The sequence below is a fragment of the Actinoplanes sp. NPDC021490 genome (genome assembly GCF_055562135.1).
Genome location: NZ_JBVHFW010000013.1, coordinates 239,915 through 256,456 on the forward strand (window position 1 = coordinate 239,915; position 16,542 = coordinate 256,456).

The following is a 16,542-nucleotide window of genomic DNA, read 5'->3' on the forward strand; positions in this document are numbered from 1 at the left end:
TCGAGGCCAGGTATCGACAAACATAAGTTAAAGAGTGTTAACAGTAAAGAGTCCGATTCAAGATCTTCGAAACAGCCCGTTTGATTCAGGAGCGGCGGTCGAGGAACTCGTAGACGTCCTGGGCATCGACGCCGGGGAAGGTTCCGGGCGGCAGAGCGGCGAGCAGGTGCGAGTGCACGCGGGCGCTCGGCCAGGCGTTGCCGGCCCAGCGGTCCACCAGGGACTCCGGCGGGCGCCGGCAGCAGCCGGGGTCGGGGCAGCGGGAGACCGTACGGCGGGAGGTGTCTCCGCCGCGGAACCAGCGCGCGTGCTCGTACGGGGTGCCGACCGTGACCGAGAATTCGCCCGACCGCGTCGACTCGATGTGGACCGTGCACCAGTACGTGCCGGCCGAGGTGTCCGTGAACTGGTAGAACGACGAATACGGGTCGTCGGCCTGGAAGATCGTGCGGGACGCCCAGCGACGGCAGATCGGCTGGCCCTCGATGGCCCCGGTGACGTCGGCCGGGAAGCGGACCCCGTCGTTCTCGTACGCCTTGTAGACGATGCCGCTCTCGTGCACGCGCGTGAAGTGCACGGGGATGCCGAAGTGGTGTGTGGCCAGGTTGGTGAACCGGTGGGCCGCCGTCTCGTAGGACACCCCGAACGCGTCGCGGAAGTCGTCGATGGCCAGCGCCCGGTCGGCCTTCGCCTCGCCCAGGAATTCGACCGCGAACTTCTCCGGCATCAGCAGCGCCGCCGCGAAGTAGTTGGCCTCGACCCGCTGGCGCAGGAAGTCGCCGTAGTCGGCCGGCTCCGGATGCCCGAGCACGAAGTGCCCGAGCGTCTGCAGCACCACCGCGCGCGGGTCGTGACCCTTGCCGCTGGCCACCTGGGGCAGATAGATCTTCCGGCCGGCCAGGTCGGTCACCGAGCGCGTCGAGCCGGGCAGGTCGTTCACGTAGTGCAACGAGAAGCCCAGTTGCGCGGCGATGTCGAGAATCCCCCGCTGACTCAGCGGTCCGGTGGTGTGCTTCACCGACCGCAACACGTTGGCCGCGGCCTGCTCGATCTCGGCGAAGTAGTTGTCGCGCTCGCGCATGTCGACCCGCAGCTGCGCGTTGGCCCGGCGGGCGACCTCCGGCGTGGCGCTCTGCTCGGTCAGCAGCCGGTTCAGCTCACGGTGCAGACCGACCAGCGACTCCAGCGCGTCGGCGGGCAACCGCCGCCCGCCTTTCACCACCGGCAACCCCAGTCCCCCGTACGCCGGTGACTGCTGGAAATGGGCCAGGTCGATCTCGAGCCCGGCCCGCCGGGAGGGCGCCTCGGGCCGCAGCAGATCCTGCAGCGGCACCTGCAGCGCGCCCGCGATCGCCTGCAGCACCGACAGCTTGGGCTCGCGTTTGCCGTTCTCGATCAGCGACAACTGCGACGGCGCCCGCCCGACCGCCTCGCTGAGCTGCTCCAGCGTCAGGTTCTTCGATTTGCGCAGGTGCCGCAGGCGCTGGCCGAGCGTCACGAGGTCGACGGTCGATGAATCGGTCACGGGTTTTGACGCTAGCAGAAATTTCACGTTTCTTCTGCTCACAAACACCTTCATAGGGGCTTGTGAGGTGCGCGAGAGTCAAATTCTTCCCAACGAAACACCAGCGACAGGGCACGGAAGGGATATTCAGATGACTGATCAGCTGACCGAAGTCAGGGGCGGTACCGCGGCGGACCTCACTCGGACGTGGGCCGGCGATCCCCGGTGGCTGGGCATCAAGCGCAGCTACACCGCGCACGACGTGGTCCGGCTCCGCGGCACGGTCCAGGAACGGCACACCCTGGCCGAGCGGGGCGCGCAGCGGCTGTGGGAGCTGCTGCACAGCGAGGACTACATCAACGCGCTCGGCGCGCTGACCGGCGGGCAGGCCACGCAGATGGTCCGGGCCGGGCTCAAGGCCATCTACCTGAGCGGATGGCAGGTCGCGGCCGACGCCAACCTGGCCGGCGCCACCTACCCCGACCAGTCGCTCTATCCGGCCAACTCGGTGCCCGCGGTCGTGCGCCGCATCAACAACGCGCTGATGCGGGCCGACCAGATCGACACCGCGGCCGGCAAAAACGAACGCGACTGGCTGGCCCCCATCGTCGCCGACGCGGAAGCCGGCTTCGGTGGCCCGCTCAACGCGTTCGAGCTGATGAAGGGCATGATCGCGGCCGGCGCGGCGGGCGTGCACTGGGAGGACCAGCTGGCCAGCGAGAAGAAGTGCGGCCACCTGGGCGGCAAGGTGCTCGTCCCGACCGGCCAGCACATCCGCACCCTGAACGCGGCGCGCCTGGCCGCGGACGTGCTCGGCGTGCCGTCGCTGGTCATCGCCCGGACCGATGCCCTGGCCGCGGACCTGCTGACCACCGACGTCGACGAGCGCGACCAGCCGTTCCTGACGGGAGAGCGTACGGCGGAAGGCTTTTTCCGGGTGCGCAGCGGACCGGACGCCGCCATCGCCCGCGGGGTGGCGTACGCGGATTATGCCGATCTTCTCTGGGTCGAAACCGGCAAGCCGGACCTGGAGTTCGCCCGCACGTTCGCCGAGGCGGTGCACGCCGAGCACCCGGGCAAGATGCTGGCGTACAACTGCTCGCCCTCGTTCAACTGGAAGAAGAACCTGGACGACGCCGACATCGCGCGCTTCCAGAAGGAGCTCGGCGCGATGGGCTACAAGTTCCAGTTCGTCACGCTGGCCGGCTTCCACGCGCTCAACCACTCGATGTTCGAGCTGGCCCGCGGCTACGCCGAGACCGGGATGACCGCGTACGTGAAGCTCCAGGAGGCCGAGTTCGCGGCCGAGCTCGACGGCTACACCGCCACCAAGCACCAGGCCGAGGTGGGCACGGGCTACTTCGACGCCGTCTCGACCGCGCTCAACCCCGACAGCTCGACCACCGCCCTCAAGGGCTCGACCGAGACGGAGCAGTTCTGATGGGCGCCGAAGAGATCACCATCACCGGTACGACGTCGGGCCGCTACGCCGGCATCCTGACCCCGGAGGCGATCGAGTTCGTCGTCGCCCTCGACCGTGAGTTCGGCGCCCGCCGCGTCCAGCTGCTGGAGCGCCGCCGGCGCCGCCGGACCACCCGCACCGACTCGCTCGACTTCCTGGCGTCCACGGCGGCCATCCGCGAGGACCCGACCTGGACCGTCGCCGCGCCGGCGCACGACCTGCTCGACCGCCGGGTCGAGATCACCGGCCCGCCCGAGCGCAAGATGACGGTCAACGCGCTCAACTCCGGCGCCAAGGTGTGGATGGCCGACTTCGAGGACGCCACCTCCCCCACCTGGGAGAACGTCGTGCTCGGACAGGCCAACCTGCGCGACGCGCTGGACGGCACGCTCGACTTCACCGACCCGTCCGGCAAGGAGTACCAGGTCAACGGCTGGACCCCGACGATCATGGTCCGGCCGCGGGGCTGGCACCTGCCGGAATGCCACCTGCGGATCGGCGGGCGGGCGGTGTCGGCGGCCCTGTTCGACTTCGGGCTCTACATGTTCCACTGCGCGCAGCGGCAGCTCGACCGGGGCAGCGGCCCCTACTTCTACCTCCCCAAGCTCGAGTCGCACCTCGAGGCCCGGCTGTGGAACGACGTGTTCGTCTACGCGCAGCAGGCGCTGGGCATTGCCCGCGGCACGATCCGCGCGACCGTGCTCATCGAGACGATCACCGCGGCGTTCGAGATGGACGAGATCCTGTACGAGCTGCGCGAACACTCGGCCGGCCTGAACGCGGGCCGCTGGGACTACCTGTTCAGCATGATCAAGAACCGCCCGGACGTGGTGCTGCCCGAGCGGTCGCAGGTGACGATGACCGCGCCATTCATGCGGGCGTACACCGAACTGCTGGTCCGCACCTGCCACCGCCGCAACGCGCACGCCATCGGCGGCATGGCGGCCGTGGTGCCCTCGCGCGACCCGATCGCGGCCAAGCGCGCCCTCAACCAGGTGCGGCAGGACAAGCGGCGCGAGGTCGGCGACGGCTTCGACGGCTCGTGGGTCGCGCATCCAGGCCTGGTCGAGACGTGCCGCGAGGTGTTCGACCAGTGGCTGGGCGAGGAACCGCACCAGATCGTGCGCAAGCGTGAGGACGTCCACGTGACCGCCACGGAACTGCTCGACGTCCGGACACCGGGCGTGCAGGTGACCGAGGTGGCGCTGCGCAACAACGCAAGCGTGGCGCTGCGCTACATCGCCTCCTGGCTCGACGGGCGGGGCGCGGTCGCGCTGGGCGGCCTGATGGAGGACGCGGCGACCGCGGAGATCTGCCGGGCCCAGCTGTGGCAGTGGATCCACTCGGCCACCCCGACCGACTACGGCATCCCGGTGAGCTCGGCGCTGGTCATCCGCATGCTGCGCGAGGAACTCGACGTGCTCAGCGAGACCGGCGCGCTCGACGAGGACGCGGCCCGGCGCTTCGGGCAGGCCCGCACCCTGCTGACGGTGTTGCTGACCGAACGCACGTGTCCCGAGTTCCTGACCTTGCCGGCCTACCTTCGGCACCTGTCCGGCGGGTCAGCCATCCCGGTCACCGATGAGGCGCCTGTCGCCGTCTGATCGTTCCGGGCCAGGGCGCGGTCCCCGCGGTTGCGGGGGCCGCGCCCTACGGCGGTCGCCACGACGTCGGCGTCAGCAACGTCTCGTCCACGCCCCTGCGCCGGGCCACTCCGGCGAGCAGATCGGCGACCTGCACACGCGGGTCGTCCCGGGAGTCGGCCATCACGACGCCGGCCAGCGGCGACACCCCGTCGTCACCGGCCAGCGCCTGTTGCAGCCGGGCCAGCCGGTCGGCGGTGAGGGCGCTCTGCTCGTCGTGGGTGACCAGCACCCGCCTGCCGTCGCCGCTCCACGACAGCACCGTCTCGGCCAGCGCCGGCAGCAGCGGTTCGAGGGGCGGCGGCACGCTCCGGTCGTCGTTGTCGAGCCGGGTCATCAGCGCCCGCAGCCGGGCCGGTTCCACGTCCACTTCGCGAAGGAACCGCTGCATGGCCTCCTCATCCGGCCGCCGCCGTTTGGTGCGGACCAGCTCGGCGAAGGCCGCCAGCAACCCCGGCCTTTCCCGTACGACCTCGTAGAGCGCGACGGCGGCCGGCCGCTGATCGTGCGTGAGCCGGGTGCCGGCCGCGTACGAAGGCTCGAACATCAGCAGGTCGACGATGCGGGTGACGAGAAAGAACTTCTTGTCGATCACATGCACGAACGCGCGGCCCCGGAGCTCCTGTTGGAACCACTCGACCGCCTCGCCCGAGCGCAGGAACCGCCCCGCCTTGAACTCGCCCGGCTCCACCCCGCCCGACCGCAACCGCGCGATCAGCTCGACGGCCTCGTCCACGCTCAGGTCGACGCTCGCGTGCGTGATCACCGGCATGCCCGGATGCAACAGGTTGGTGCCCGAGAACCCCGACTCGTCACACGCGATCTCCACAACCGGCCCGGCCCCCGCCTGCACCGGCAGCAGCCCACCCTGCAGAGGCGACCTCATGCCGCCATTGCACTCCGTCGGGCGTACGGTGTCGATCTGATTTGCCCTCGGCTCATGATCTGCAACTCCCGCCCAACAGATCTAGAAGGGCTGCGGAGAAGCCGTCGTCCGCGGCCCGCCCGGTAGTGAAGGTGGCGGCGGCCTTGACCCTCGGGTGGGCGTTGCCGACCGCCACCGACCGCCCGCAGCAGGCGAACATCGGCAGGTCGTTGGGCATGTCGCCGAACGCCACGGCCGTCGCGGGATCAATGCCGAGAAGAGCCAGAGCCCGCCGTACGCCCGTGCCCTTGTCGACGCCCAGCGGCCCGATGTCGACCAGGTTGCTCCCGGAGTAGGTGACGTTGACCCGCCCGGTCAGCCCCGCCGCGGCCAGCCCCGCGACCAGCTGGTCGGAGCTCCACGTGGGATGCCGGATGTCGGCCGCGTACGCGGGCTCCGCACAAACCTCGTCCAGCCCGGCCGCCCGCCACTTCTCGCGGGGCGGGCCCCCACGCAACACCACGTGCCCCGGCGTCATGATTCGTCCGTCCAGCCCGAAGACCGACATCCCGGCCCCCGGCAGCTCCCCGACGAAGTCCGCCAGCCCGCGCAGTTCGGCCGGCCCGATCAGCTCGCGCCACAGGGTCTCTCCGCTCCGCGGATCCCACCCCCGGGAACCCCCGAGGCAGACCGCCAGCGCGAACTCGCCCACACGTCTTCGCGCGGCCGGCGCGACGATCACCGTCATCGGGCGACCAGGGCCACGACGTCGGTCAGCGAATGCACGGACGCGTCCGCCTGCGCGCGGAGCCGGGGCAGGTCGTGCGGCGCGTGTTCGGCCGCGGCCGCTTCGGCCAGCACGACCAGCGCGAACCCGGCCGCGCGGGCGCCGTTCAGCTCGTCGCTGCTGCCGTCCCCGACGTAAACGGCCTCGGCGGGCGGCACACCGAGAAATTCCAGCACACGCTGGTACGCCCGGACGTCGGGTTTGCAGGCGCCGATCTCGTGCGACAGGGCCACGGCGTCGACCAGCCCCGCGAACGGCGACCGGGGCCACGCGCGCATTTCCAGGGCGTGCGTGTTGCTCAGAACGCCGACCTTCGTGCCCTGATCGCGCAGCACCTCGAGGGTCGCGATCGTCGACGACGGCGGGTTGAGCAGGGCCTCGCGCCGGTCGCTGTCCCAGTCGGCCTCGATGCGGGCCAGGTCGCCGGCCGTCACGCCCGGGGCGATGTCACGGATCCACTCGAGCTCGGTCTGCCGGCCCCGGCCCGACTCGAGAACCGGTTCGAACTCGCGCCACCGCTCCTTGAGCACGGCCACGTCCATCCCGAGGATCCGCGCCAGCCACTCGTTGCGTCCCGGACCGCGGGGATGCACGAGCGTGTAAAGAAGGTCGAACACGACGGCCTCCACCGGCCCGAGGCTAACAGCGCGCAACCACGAACAATCGGTCCCCCGTACGCCGCCCCGCCCCCGGACCGATCCGCACATCGCGCAGCCCGCACGCGCCGAGCCGCTCGCGCAGCTCACCCTCGGTCCACGGCCGCATCGTGAACTCGTACCGGATCGCCGGCCCCTCACCCTCTCGATACGTCTCCTCGACGTGCAGCAACCCGTCGCGCCACGTCGTGCGAGCGGCGAACGTCAGTCGTCCCGCCCGTTTCGTCCGCACGGAACCGTCCGCACGCCGTCGAGACCCGGCCTCCTCCCGGACGTCGAGAAACAGCACCCCGTGCCGGCCCAGGCTCCCGGCCAGCGACCGCATCGCCGCTGCCCGATCCTCGTCCGTGACCAGATCGTTGAGCACACCCCGGCAGGTCACCGCGTCGTAGACCGGCCCCGTCTCCAGCGCGCACAGATCGGCCACCCAGGCCCGGGCGTCGGGACACCGCGCGGCCGCCTGGGTCAGCAGCCCCGGCGACGCGTCCACCAGATCAACCCGATGCCCCCGGGCGATCAACCCCGCCGCATGCCGCCCGGTGCCGCAGCCCGCGTCGAGAATCGTGGCCGGGACCGTCCGCAGCTCGTCATGGACCGCCTCCACCCAGGGCTCGACCGGATCGGTGATCAGCCGGTCGTAGGCCTCGGCGTGGAGCCCGTAGAACGGCCGCGCGGCCGGGTGCATGCGGCAACCGTACGGGCACGGCGGTCGGGCCGGGAACAGAGCGGTTCTTCGTCATGCGCAGACCCTGCCACCCGGGTACGACAAAAAATCCATGCCCGCCCGCAGGCCGTCACGAGGTGTCGTCAGCCGTCGCGAGTTGCCGCGTAGCGCCGCGGAGCCGTTGCGACTCCCCGGAGCCGTTGCGACATCGCGGAGCCGTTGCGACATCGCGGAGCCGTTGCGACATCGCGGAGCCGTTGCGACTCCCCAGAGCCGTTGCGACTCCCCAGAGCCGTTGCGACTCCGCGGAGCCGTTGCGACTCCCCGGAACGTCAGAGCCGCCACAGGCCATCCCGGGTCGCCGCGAGCCGCCGGTGGACCACCCGGAGCCTTTGCGGACCCGTCCAGAGCCGCCGCCAACCACCCGGAGCCGCTACGAGCCGCCGCGGACCGTCACGAACTGTGGCCGGCCGCCGCCAACCACACGAGCCGCCGCGGACTGTCACGAGCTGTGGCCGGCCGTCGCGAGCGGGCGCGAGTTTTCGCGGGCGGCCGGGAGGCGCCGCGGCAGGAGCAGGACGGCCAGGACGGCGGCCAGGGCATACGCGCCCGCCTGGACCTCGAGCAGCGGCAGCGTGCCCGTGATGCTCTGCAGCAGGCCCGCCGCGACCAGGCCCACGGCCTGTCCGACGGCCTGGACCAGGCCGAACGCCGCGAAGGTGCGGCCGCGCCGGTCGTCGGGCGAGGAGCGCTGCAGCAGGCTGGTCAGGCCGGCGCCGAGGAGCACGCCCGGCGCGCCGACGATGGCAAAGAGGATTCCGTAGGCGAGCACGGCGTGTGTGGCGAAGGACAGGTTCCACGCCAGGGCGGTGAGCGCGGCGAAGGCGACGGCTCCGGCGATTGTCAGCCGGACCACGTCGAGACGGGCGCCCACTATGCCCAGCACGGCCCCGGCCGCTATCGCGCCGATGGCCTGGACTCCGCGCAGCAGGCCGACGTCCGCCTCGGAGCCGTTGATGATGTCGGTGACGAAGAAGACGAACAGCACTACGAACAGGCCCTGCGCGACGGCGGCGACGAAGGCCACCGTCATCGGCGCGCGGGTGGCCGGATCGACCAGCGCGCGGAGGACCCGGCCGGGCTGGGCCGTCGTGGCTCCGGCCCGGTCGCGGGGCAGGGTCGCGACCAGCGCGGCGGCGATCAGGTAGGTCGCGATGTCGACCAGGGCGACGCCGCTCAGCCCGGCCACCGCGAGCAGCACGCCGCCGAGCGGGCCGCCCACGATGCGGCCGAGGTCGTTGTTCAGGCCGACCAGCGCGTTGGCCGACATCGCGCGTTCGGGCCCGACGAGGGCGGGCAGCAGGGCGTTCTTCGCGGGCTCGAAGAAGGTGGCGAACGTGGCCTGGGCGACGATCACGCCGAACAGCAGCGGCAGGTCGGAGCGGTCGCGCACCACGAGCAGCGGCAGCAGGGACACGGCCTGGGCCAGCGTCGCGGCGACCATGACCGTACGGCGTGGCAGCCGGTCGACGAGGCGGCCGGCGACCGGGGCCAGAAGGACGGGCGGGGCCAGGGCGAGCACGAAGGCCATCGAGGTGCCGAACGCCGACCCGGTGAGCTGCAGGACGACGAGCGGCAGTGCGATGAACATCAGCCAGTCGCCGGCGTCGGAGACGATCCCGGCGATCCACAAGCGCCGGAACGCCGGCACGGCCAGGGCGGTCACGTGCGCCGCCCGAAGCCGGGACGTGGGAGGGCCATCAGCGAGAGGTGCACGTGCTCGGCGTCGGCCGGGGCGTCCTCGCGGGTGGGGTGCAGATAGGGGCGGACCACCGCGTCGATGCGCTGCAGCACCTCGGCCAGCTCGCCGGGGGTCAAGGCGAGACCGTAGGAGGCGTGCGGTTCCGGCTCGCGCCACTGCTGCGGGAGTTCGGCCCGGCGGCGCAGGTATTCACGGGCCAGGTGGTGATCGAGCTCGACCGCGGCCGCGAGCACCGCGGTAGCTCCGGCCGCGCCCTCGCCGGTGCTGTCGACCGTGAAGCCGGTGAGGGTGGTGCGCCACGGCCGCGAGCGCCCGTCACCGGAGTCGTCCGGCTCGACCAGCCCGTGCGAGGCGAGCACCCGCAGGTGATAGCTGCAGTTCGACGGGGTGTCCCCGACGGCGCGCGCGCAGGCGGAGGCGGTGGCCGGCCCGGCCGACATGAGATAGCCGAGGACGTCGAGGCGGACGGGATGCGCCAGCGCGTCGAGCACGGCGGGGTCGGCGAGGCTGGGACGGCGCTCCGGCACGGCAACTCCCCAATCTGAAAGGCTTTTTCAGATCGTAGGCGCGACCGGGGAAACCTGCAAGACTCTTTCAGATCGCGGCGGCGCTCACCACCGGGGGCCGCGGGCGAGGCGGATCGGCCCGGTCGCCGTGGCCGGGTCCACGTCGGCGCCCTTCTGACGGATGACGAGGACGCCTTCGCGTGAGAGTTCGGCCGCCACCTCGCGGGCCGTGCCCATCAGGTCGCGCCACGAGTCGCCGCCGGCTATCCGGGCCGCGTCGCTCGGGCAGATGGTGGCCTCGGGCCGGCGGTGCTGCAGCAACGCCCGCATGGCCGCCGCCAGCCGCACACGCCGGCCGCCGGTCGTCGGCTCGCCCCGGCGGCCCAGCGCCAGCTCGGCATCCTCGACCCGGGGACCGGCCGCCTCAGGGTGGCTACGAAGAAGCAGGCGAGCTGCCGCCAGCTCGTCCGCCAGCTCATGGCGCAGCCGCTCGGGGACGTCCGGATCGGTGGCCGTCGCGCCGTCATCACTCGCATCCATCAGCCCAGTCTGCCGGGCTCGACGCGGTCAGACCGGCCGGACGTCGTCGCCCCACTGCCCGAGTGCTTCCCAGCCCGTCGGCGGATCCTACGGGCCGAGGCGGGCGTCGGCGGCGGCCAGGGCGGCTCGCAGGGCCTCCTGTTCGCCGGGCTTCCAGGGGCCCGAGGCGGCCAGTGGGATCTCGGTCATGAAGCGGCGCTCGGGCTCCGGAATGCGGACGGCCACCAGGTCTGGGTCGGCGGCTGCGGCGGCGTAGAGGGCGGGGCCGTCGGCATAGTACGGGTCGATGAGGATCAGGCGGCCGTCGAGGGACCGCATGACGTTCGCCGGGTTGGTGTCGAGCGGTCCGCACCACGGCAGTTCGCGCCGGGCCCGGGCGTGAACGCGGCGGACGATGTCGGTCAGGGCGGCTACGGCCGGCGCGCGGCTTGCGATCGCCGCGTGGAAAGGGGCGGCCTCCTCGATCGGCGCGGGGGTCAGCCACTCCATGATCTGGAGGTCGCCCCCGCCGGTCAGGCGACGGTGCGTGAACAGGCGCGGCACCTGCCTGGTGGCGGCGGCCTCGCGGTAGAGCGCGGCCGTGTACGGGCCGGTGGGGTCGAACGGGCTGATCCGGGCGGCTGACCGGCCGTCCGGGGAACGAAGGGCGACGGCCCAGTCGCCGGCGCCGGCGGGGGTCCAGCCCGCGGCCCGCAGTTCGAGTTCCACCTCGCGGTGCCCGGTCACGCCGCCGAGCCTATGCCGCCCACCGCAAAGACGGGCACAGCCGCCCGCTGAACGGCCCCGGCCTCCCGTAGCGAGAACGGGCACGGGAGCGAAGGCGGCCGCCGTGTGTGGGAAACGGGCATGACCGGCGGGAAAGCGGGCATCGGATCACGGCGTGTAAGGCGCGCCCACCCGCAGAAGGCACCCGTGGCCCTCAGAGAATTCGGCAAGCCGGTCGCCGGTGACCAACGCGACCCAGTGGGATGCTGTGGGTGATCGGAGAACCACTGCCGGGAGGAAGTGCCACCATGCTGCCCCTCAACGCTGAGACCCTGCGTCAACCACCCGCCGGCGTCGCCGTCCCCTCGTACGATCGGGGCGCCCTGAGCACCGGCATCGTCCACTTCGGGGTGGGTGGTTTCCACCGTGCCCATCAGGCGATGTATCTGGACCGGCTGATGAACGAGGGCAAGGCTCTCGACTGGGCGATCTGCGGTGTCGGGGTGATGCCGGGCGACCGGCGGATGCAGCAGGTGCTCGACGCGCAGGACGGGCTCTACACGCTGGTGGTCAAGGCGCCCGACGGCACGCTCGACGCCCGGGTGATCGGCTCGATCAAGGAGTACCTGTTCGCGCCGGACGACCCGGATGCCGTGATCGAGAAGATGGCCTCGCCCGAGGTTCGGATCGTGTCGCTGACCGTGACCGAGGGTGGGTACAACTTCAACGCGCTGACCGGCGAGTTCATGGCCGACAACGCCGACGTTCAGCACGACCTGGCCCTGCCGAACGAGCCGAGGACGACGTTCGGCCTGATCACCGCGGCCATCCAGCGGCGGCGGGACCGGGGGCTGCCGCCGTTCACGATCATGAGTTGCGACAACATTCAGGGCAACGGCGACGCGGCCCGGCGCAGCTTCGTCGCGTTCGCCGCCCTGTGTGGGGGCGACCTGGCGGCGTACGTGGAAGGCAGTGTGCTCTTCCCGAACAGCATGGTCGACCGGATCACGCCGGTGACGACCGACGACGACCGCCACGAGGTCAGCAAGCATTTCGGGATCGAGGACGGCTGGCCGGTGGTGTGCGAGCCGTTCACCCAGTGGGCCCTGGAGGACAGCTTCGGCAACGGCCGCCCGCCCTGGGAGGACGCCGGCGTGCAGGTGGTGCCCGATGTCGAGCCGTACGAGTTGATGAAGCTGCGCCTGCTCAACGCCTCGCACCAGGCGCTCTGCTACTTCGGCTACCTGTCGGGCTACCGCCTGGTGCACGACGTGGCCCGCGACCCGGTGTTCGCGAAGTTCCTGCTCTCGTACATGGAGAAGGAGGCCGAGCCGACGCTGGAGCCGGTGCCCGGCATCGACCTGCGCGAATACCAGCACCAGCTGATCGACCGCTTCTCCAACGCGCAGGTCAGGGACACCGTGGCCCGGCTGTGCGCGGAGAGCTCGGACCGCATCCCGAAGTGGCTGCTCCCGGTGATCCGCCACAACCTCGATTCCGGCGGCGACATCATCCTGTCGACCGCAGTGGTGGCCTCCTGGGCACGCTACGACGAGGGCGTCGACGAGCAGGGCGAGCCGATCGAGATCGTCGACCGGCTGCGCGACAAGCTCACCGCCGCGGCCCGGCAGCAGCGCGAGAACCCGCTGGCGTTCATCCAGGACCGCGAGGTGTTCGGCGACCTGGCCGACAACGAGCGCTTCGTCTCGGCGTACACGTCGGTGTTGTCGTCCCTGCACTCACGCGGCGCCAAGGCGACACTCGAGGCCCTGGTGTCAGGAAGCCTTTAGCCGCATCGGGCGGAATCGGGCCGGCACTGCCCAGTCGACGGCCCGGTTCAGCACCTCCCGGGCCATGATGGCGACGCAGAGGCAGCCGTTGAGGAACGACGCGGTGACGTCGCTCGGGTGGTGCATGCCGCGATAGAGGCGGGCGAACGCGACGGCCAGCGGCACCAGCACGAGCAGCCAGGCCAGGCGTTTGGCCCAGGTGCGGCGCAGCAGGGTGAACAACAGGAAGGCCAGCCCGACGTAGAGGGCGACCGCGGCCGAGGTGTGCCCGGACGGGAAGCTCGAGGTGGGCGGCGAGTCGTCCATCCGGTGCACGGTGGGGCGCTGGCGGTTGATGACCAGCGTGGTGAAGAAGAAGACCAGGGCCTGCGCGGTGACGGCCAGGCACAGATAGAGCGATTCCCGCCAGCGGCCCAGTTTCCAGCGCAGGATCGCGGCGGCCACCCCGGTCACGGCGATGATCACCGGCGTGCTGCCGATCAGGCTGGTGATCTCGCTGATGACGTTGAGCGGCGGGTCGCGGTGGACCTCGAGGGTCCGGTTGACGTCGTCCTCGGCGGTGAGGGGCCAGGCGTCGTTCATCACCCTGGTCACCAGCAGGCCCAGACCGACCATCAAGGCGAACAGGACGGACACGGGCAGCAAGAGGCGCTTGGCGACTTGAGCGATGATCGGGGGCATGGCGGCCCTTGTACCCGATTGGGCCTCCGTCTATACCTGAGCGTCGATCAGCTTGCGGGATCTGGTGCGGCGGGCCAGGAACGCGGCCGTGGTCGCGGCCACGACGGCCAGGCCGAACAGCCATCCGCCGACCACGTCGCTGAGCCAATGCACGCCCAGCCCGATCCGGAAGAGCCCGGTCAGCGCCGGGATCACGATGCCCGCGGCCAGCAGCAGACGCCGGCGCCGCACCACCGGCCACAGCGCCATGACGACCACCGCCGCGCCGAGCGCGTTGTTGAGCGCGTGCCCCGACGGGAACGAGTAGCCGACCGCGGTGGCCACCGGATCGAGGAACGACGGGCGTTCCCTCTCGAAGATCAGCTTGAGCAGGACGCCGAGCAGGCCGCCGGCGATCGTGGTGATCGCGACCCACCAGGCCAGCGGCCGGGCCCCGCGGCGGGCCAGCCAGACGACCAGCGCCAGGGCGGCCACCCGCCAGGTCCACGGGTCGAAGACCAGGCACCACCACCACATGAAGCCGGCCCAGCCGGGGTGGGTCAGCGAGAAGTCGTGCACCGGGACGCTGACGTCGTGGTCGAGCTGGTGCAGCCAGTCCACGTTCCCGACGATCAGGGCCGCTATCACGGCGAACGGGACGAGCAGCACGACGGCCCCGGCGGCGGCCACCGCGAGGCGGATTTCGAGGTCGTGTTCCTGATTCTGATCGCGCATCGGGAGTAGCTATACCCGCCGATTAACCGCTGATACACCTCGAATTCATGTGTCCCGGGCCTCCTACAGAGCGGCCAGGATCTCGGCCGGGCCGGGGTAGGCGGCGCCGTCGGGGCGGACGTCGGCGTAGTGGACCACGCCCGACCGGTCGGCCACCACGACCGCCGGGAACGGCAGCACCGAGCGGCGGGCACCGAGCAGCACGTCGGCGCCCGGAGCGTGGAAGCCCAGGTTGAACGCGTCGATCAGCTGGTGCCGGGGGTCGGAGGCGACGAGGTAGCTCAGGTCGTGGCGGCGCTTGACCTCGGCCAGCCGGACCGGAATCTGCGGGCTGACCGCCAGCAGGTGGGCGTCGGTCGCGGTCAGGGCCGGGTAGAGCCGCCGCTCGTAGTCGCTGAGCGCCGCGTTGGCCGGCTCGCTCGACGCGTACGGGAAGAAAACCAGCACGATCGAACCGGTCCGCCGCAGACGATCGAGGTGGATCGGACCGAGATCGGCCTCGAGCAGCACCGCCGACGGCAGCTTGTCACCGGGCTTGACCAGGCGATCCCAGATGTCGTCACGCTCGAGCGCAAGGGCCGCCGCGGCGGTCGTCGCTGCAGTCATCGCTGCGGTCATCGCACCCACCTCTTCTAAACACTACTTCGCAGATAGGAAATGTAGTCTAGCGGCCGGGTCGCCCGGAAGGTAAGGGATGCGCGTCACGGGCGTCGGCGACCATATCGGACGGTTCGGGCGCCGCGGCGACGACGGCGGACGGAGTGGGCCGCAACACTCTCCAGGCCGGCACGGCGGCGACGGCCACCAGAGCCGCGGCGACCAGAGAAACCAGGGCGAAGGCGTTCCCGTACGCGGTGGAAGCCTGCCGCAACGTGTCGCCGCCGACGGTCACCGCGTCCATCAGGGTGCCGCCCGGAGGCAGGCCCGGCACCCCGGCCAGCCCGCCGCGGTACGCCGCCACCACCACCGAGCCGAGCACCGCGATGCCGACGGCGCCACCCAGCTCGGCCCCGGTCTCGGTGACCGCGGCGGCCATTCCGGCGCGCTCCGACCGTACGGAGGAAACCACGAGATCGGTGGTGAGCGTGTAGACCGGCGCGAGCCCCAGACCCCCGACCACCATGCCGGCGACCAGCGCCGGCAGCCCGCCACCGAACGGGGCCAGCGCCATGATCGCGTGGCCGGCAGCCATCACGCCCGCACCCACGGCCACCACCCGGCCGGCCGGGAACCAGCGCACGAGCAGCGGCCCGGCCAGCGACGAGGCGAGAAACGCGACCACCGACGGCAGCGCCCACAGACCGGCCCGCAGCGGGGACAGCCCGAGGACGATCTGCAGGTACTGGACGATGGCGAGCTGGGTGCCGTAGAGCACGAAGAACGACAGCGCGTTGGCCGACAGCGCGACCCGGACGCGGAGGTCGCGGAACATGGTCAGGTCGAGCAGCGGGCGCGGGACACGTCGCTGCCGGCGCAGGAACAGCGCACCGAGCACACCGGCGGCCACCACAGCCAGGAACGGCAGGGCCTGTACGCCCTCGGCGGCCAGGCGCTTGATCCCGTACACGAAGATCAGCACCGCGGCGAGGCTCAGGACCGCGCCGCCGAGGTCGAAGCCGCGCGCGGATTCGTCGCGGGCCTCGGGCAGCAGCGCCGGCCCGAGCACGACGAGCAGCAGGGTCGCGGGCACGGCGAGCAGGAAGACCGAGCCCCACCAGAAATGCTCCAGCATCACGCCGCCGATCAGGGGCGCGGCCAGCCCGCCGAGCGAGAACGAGGCGCTCCAGACGCCGAGGGCGAGCGCCCGCTGACGCGCGTCGGCGAACATGGCCCGGATCAACGCCAGCGTCGACGGCATCAGCGACGCGCCGGCCAGGCCCATCAGCACGCGGGCGGCGATGAGCAGTCCGGGGCTGGTGGCGAACGCGGCCAGCAGCGACGACAACCCGAACGCGGTGGCCCCGGCCAGCAGCAGGCGACGGCGCCCGATGCGGTCGCCGAGCACGCCCATCGCGATCAGGAACCCGGCCACGACGAAGACGTAACTATCCATGATCCACAGCAGTTGGACCGCGGTCGGGCGCAGGTCGCCGGCCAGCTGGGGTGCGGCCATGTTGAGCACTTCGGCGTCGAGCGACACCAGCAGACAGGGCAGGGCCAGGACGGCCAGTCCGAGCCATTCACGTGCGGTTGCTGTCGCCCGCATGGTCTCACCTCCTTCTGTCACGCGATCAAGTCGTTCATCACGTTACGGATGATCCTC

16 protein-coding genes are annotated in these 16,542 nt (G+C 71.3%); 3 read left to right on the forward strand and 13 right to left on the reverse strand.

Translation table 11 applies throughout. The annotated features are described in order from the left end of the window. Nucleotides 1-85: 85 nt before the first annotated feature. Nucleotides 86-1,525 carry a helix-turn-helix domain-containing protein gene (locus ACZ3I4_RS31045; protein WP_465385586.1) on the reverse strand — a complete coding sequence of 480 codons (1,440 nt, stop codon included), beginning with the start codon at nt 1,523-1,525 and terminating at the stop codon, nt 86-88. Between the two features lie 130 nt (nt 1,526-1,655). Here ACZ3I4_RS31045 and aceA point away from each other — a divergent pair, with 130 nt between their 5' ends. Then, entirely contained in the window at nt 1,656-2,945 is a 1,290-nt protein-coding gene (gene aceA, locus ACZ3I4_RS31050) for an isocitrate lyase (protein WP_465385587.1), read from the forward strand. Then, nucleotides 2,945-4,570, forward strand: coding sequence for a malate synthase A (aceB, locus tag ACZ3I4_RS31055; RefSeq protein WP_465385588.1), 1,626 nt, complete (start codon nt 2,945-2,947; stop codon nt 4,568-4,570). The genes aceA and aceB overlap by 1 nt, the downstream gene beginning before the upstream one ends. A gap of 46 nt (nt 4,571-4,616) precedes the next feature. On the opposite strand, the gene ACZ3I4_RS31060 is transcribed toward aceB, so the two are convergent. The 8 genes from ACZ3I4_RS31060 to ACZ3I4_RS31095 all read right to left on the reverse strand — a co-directional run bounded on the left by ACZ3I4_RS31060 (nt 4,617) and on the right by ACZ3I4_RS31095 (nt 11,115). Continuing rightward, on the reverse strand, nt 4,617-5,495 hold the full coding sequence (locus ACZ3I4_RS31060) for a DUF3800 domain-containing protein (RefSeq protein ID WP_465385589.1): 879 nt from the start codon (nt 5,493-5,495) through the stop codon (nt 4,617-4,619). A 52-nt stretch (nt 5,496-5,547) separates the two neighbouring features. After that, the gene (locus tag ACZ3I4_RS31065) at nt 5,548-6,222 is read right to left on the reverse strand and encodes an HAD family hydrolase (protein ID WP_465385590.1); all 675 of its coding nucleotides are present in this window, start codon (nt 6,220-6,222) and stop codon (nt 5,548-5,550) included. Beyond that, the gene (locus tag ACZ3I4_RS31070) at nt 6,219-6,890 is read right to left on the reverse strand and encodes an HAD family hydrolase (protein WP_465385591.1); all 672 of its coding nucleotides are present in this window, start codon (nt 6,888-6,890) and stop codon (nt 6,219-6,221) included. Before ACZ3I4_RS31070 ends, ACZ3I4_RS31065 begins: the two co-directional genes overlap by 4 nt. Before the next feature lie 10 nt (nt 6,891-6,900). After that, entirely contained in the window at nt 6,901-7,602 is a 702-nt protein-coding gene (locus tag ACZ3I4_RS31075; RefSeq protein ID WP_465385592.1) for a class I SAM-dependent DNA methyltransferase, read from the reverse strand. Between the two features lie 481 nt (nt 7,603-8,083). Next, a complete protein-coding gene (locus tag ACZ3I4_RS31080) occupies nt 8,084-9,307 on the reverse strand; it encodes an MFS transporter (protein ID WP_465385593.1) in 1,224 nt (407 codons plus the stop codon). Continuing rightward, nucleotides 9,304-9,870 carry a winged helix-turn-helix domain-containing protein gene (locus tag ACZ3I4_RS31085; protein WP_465385594.1) on the reverse strand — a complete coding sequence of 189 codons (567 nt, stop codon included), beginning with the start codon at nt 9,868-9,870 and terminating at the stop codon, nt 9,304-9,306. Before ACZ3I4_RS31085 ends, ACZ3I4_RS31080 begins: the two co-directional genes overlap by 4 nt. Nucleotides 9,871-9,954: 84 nt before the next feature. Next, nucleotides 9,955-10,389, reverse strand: a complete 435-nt coding sequence (locus ACZ3I4_RS31090; protein ID WP_465385595.1) for a DUF3253 domain-containing protein — start codon at nt 10,387-10,389, stop codon at nt 9,955-9,957. Between the two features lie 87 nt (nt 10,390-10,476). After that, nucleotides 10,477-11,115 (reverse strand): hypothetical protein, encoded by a 639-nt coding sequence (locus ACZ3I4_RS31095; RefSeq protein ID WP_465385596.1) that lies wholly within the window; start codon nt 11,113-11,115, stop codon nt 10,477-10,479. A 287-nt stretch (nt 11,116-11,402) separates the two neighbouring features. Between ACZ3I4_RS31095 and ACZ3I4_RS31100 the strand changes: the two genes are divergently transcribed. Next, nucleotides 11,403-12,884 carry a mannitol dehydrogenase family protein gene (locus ACZ3I4_RS31100; RefSeq protein WP_465385597.1) on the forward strand — a complete coding sequence of 494 codons (1,482 nt, stop codon included), beginning with the start codon at nt 11,403-11,405 and terminating at the stop codon, nt 12,882-12,884. Here the strand turns inward: ACZ3I4_RS31100 and ACZ3I4_RS31105 are convergent. From ACZ3I4_RS31105 to ACZ3I4_RS31120, 4 genes are all read right to left on the reverse strand, one after another. Then, a complete protein-coding gene (locus ACZ3I4_RS31105; protein WP_465385598.1) occupies nt 12,870-13,565 on the reverse strand; it encodes a phosphatase PAP2 family protein in 696 nt (231 codons plus the stop codon). The genes ACZ3I4_RS31100 and ACZ3I4_RS31105 overlap by 15 nt on opposite strands. Nucleotides 13,566-13,595: 30 nt before the next feature. Then, the gene (locus ACZ3I4_RS31110; protein WP_465385599.1) at nt 13,596-14,279 is read right to left on the reverse strand and encodes a phosphatase PAP2 family protein; all 684 of its coding nucleotides are present in this window, start codon (nt 14,277-14,279) and stop codon (nt 13,596-13,598) included. A gap of 63 nt (nt 14,280-14,342) precedes the next feature. After that, complete coding sequence (locus tag ACZ3I4_RS31115; RefSeq protein WP_465385600.1) at nt 14,343-14,897, reverse strand: redoxin domain-containing protein; 555 nt, start codon at nt 14,895-14,897, stop codon at nt 14,343-14,345. Between the two features lie 46 nt (nt 14,898-14,943). Next, complete coding sequence (locus ACZ3I4_RS31120) at nt 14,944-16,485, reverse strand: MFS transporter (RefSeq protein ID WP_465385601.1); 1,542 nt, start codon at nt 16,483-16,485, stop codon at nt 14,944-14,946. Between the last annotated feature and the right edge of the window lie 57 nt (nt 16,486-16,542).

Bases quoted from the DNA above. Each gene is read 5' to 3' on its own strand.
- ACZ3I4_RS31115 (WP_465385600.1), bottom strand. From the start codon at position 14,897: ATGACCGCAGCGATGACTGCAGCGACGACCGCCGCGGCGGCCCTTGCG.
- ACZ3I4_RS31120 (WP_465385601.1), bottom strand. From the start codon at position 16,485: ATGCGGGCGACAGCAACCGCACGTGAATGGCTCGGACTGGCCGTCCTG.
- ACZ3I4_RS31075 (WP_465385592.1), bottom strand. From the start codon at position 7,602: ATGCACCCGGCCGCGCGGCCGTTCTACGGGCTCCACGCCGAGGCCTAC.
- ACZ3I4_RS31105 (WP_465385598.1), bottom strand. From the start codon at position 13,565: ATGCCCCCGATCATCGCTCAAGTCGCCAAGCGCCTCTTGCTGCCCGTG.
- ACZ3I4_RS31065 (WP_465385590.1), bottom strand. From the start codon at position 6,222: ATGACGGTGATCGTCGCGCCGGCCGCGCGAAGACGTGTGGGCGAGTTC.
- aceB (WP_465385588.1), top strand. From the start codon at position 2,945: ATGGGCGCCGAAGAGATCACCATCACCGGTACGACGTCGGGCCGCTAC.
- ACZ3I4_RS31110 (WP_465385599.1), bottom strand. From the start codon at position 14,279: ATGCGCGATCAGAATCAGGAACACGACCTCGAAATCCGCCTCGCGGTG.
- aceA (WP_465385587.1), top strand. From the start codon at position 1,656: ATGACTGATCAGCTGACCGAAGTCAGGGGCGGTACCGCGGCGGACCTC.
- ACZ3I4_RS31100 (WP_465385597.1), top strand. From the start codon at position 11,403: ATGCTGCCCCTCAACGCTGAGACCCTGCGTCAACCACCCGCCGGCGTC.
- ACZ3I4_RS31090 (WP_465385595.1), bottom strand. From the start codon at position 10,389: ATGGATGCGAGTGATGACGGCGCGACGGCCACCGATCCGGACGTCCCC.
- ACZ3I4_RS31060 (WP_465385589.1), bottom strand. From the start codon at position 5,495: ATGAGGTCGCCTCTGCAGGGTGGGCTGCTGCCGGTGCAGGCGGGGGCC.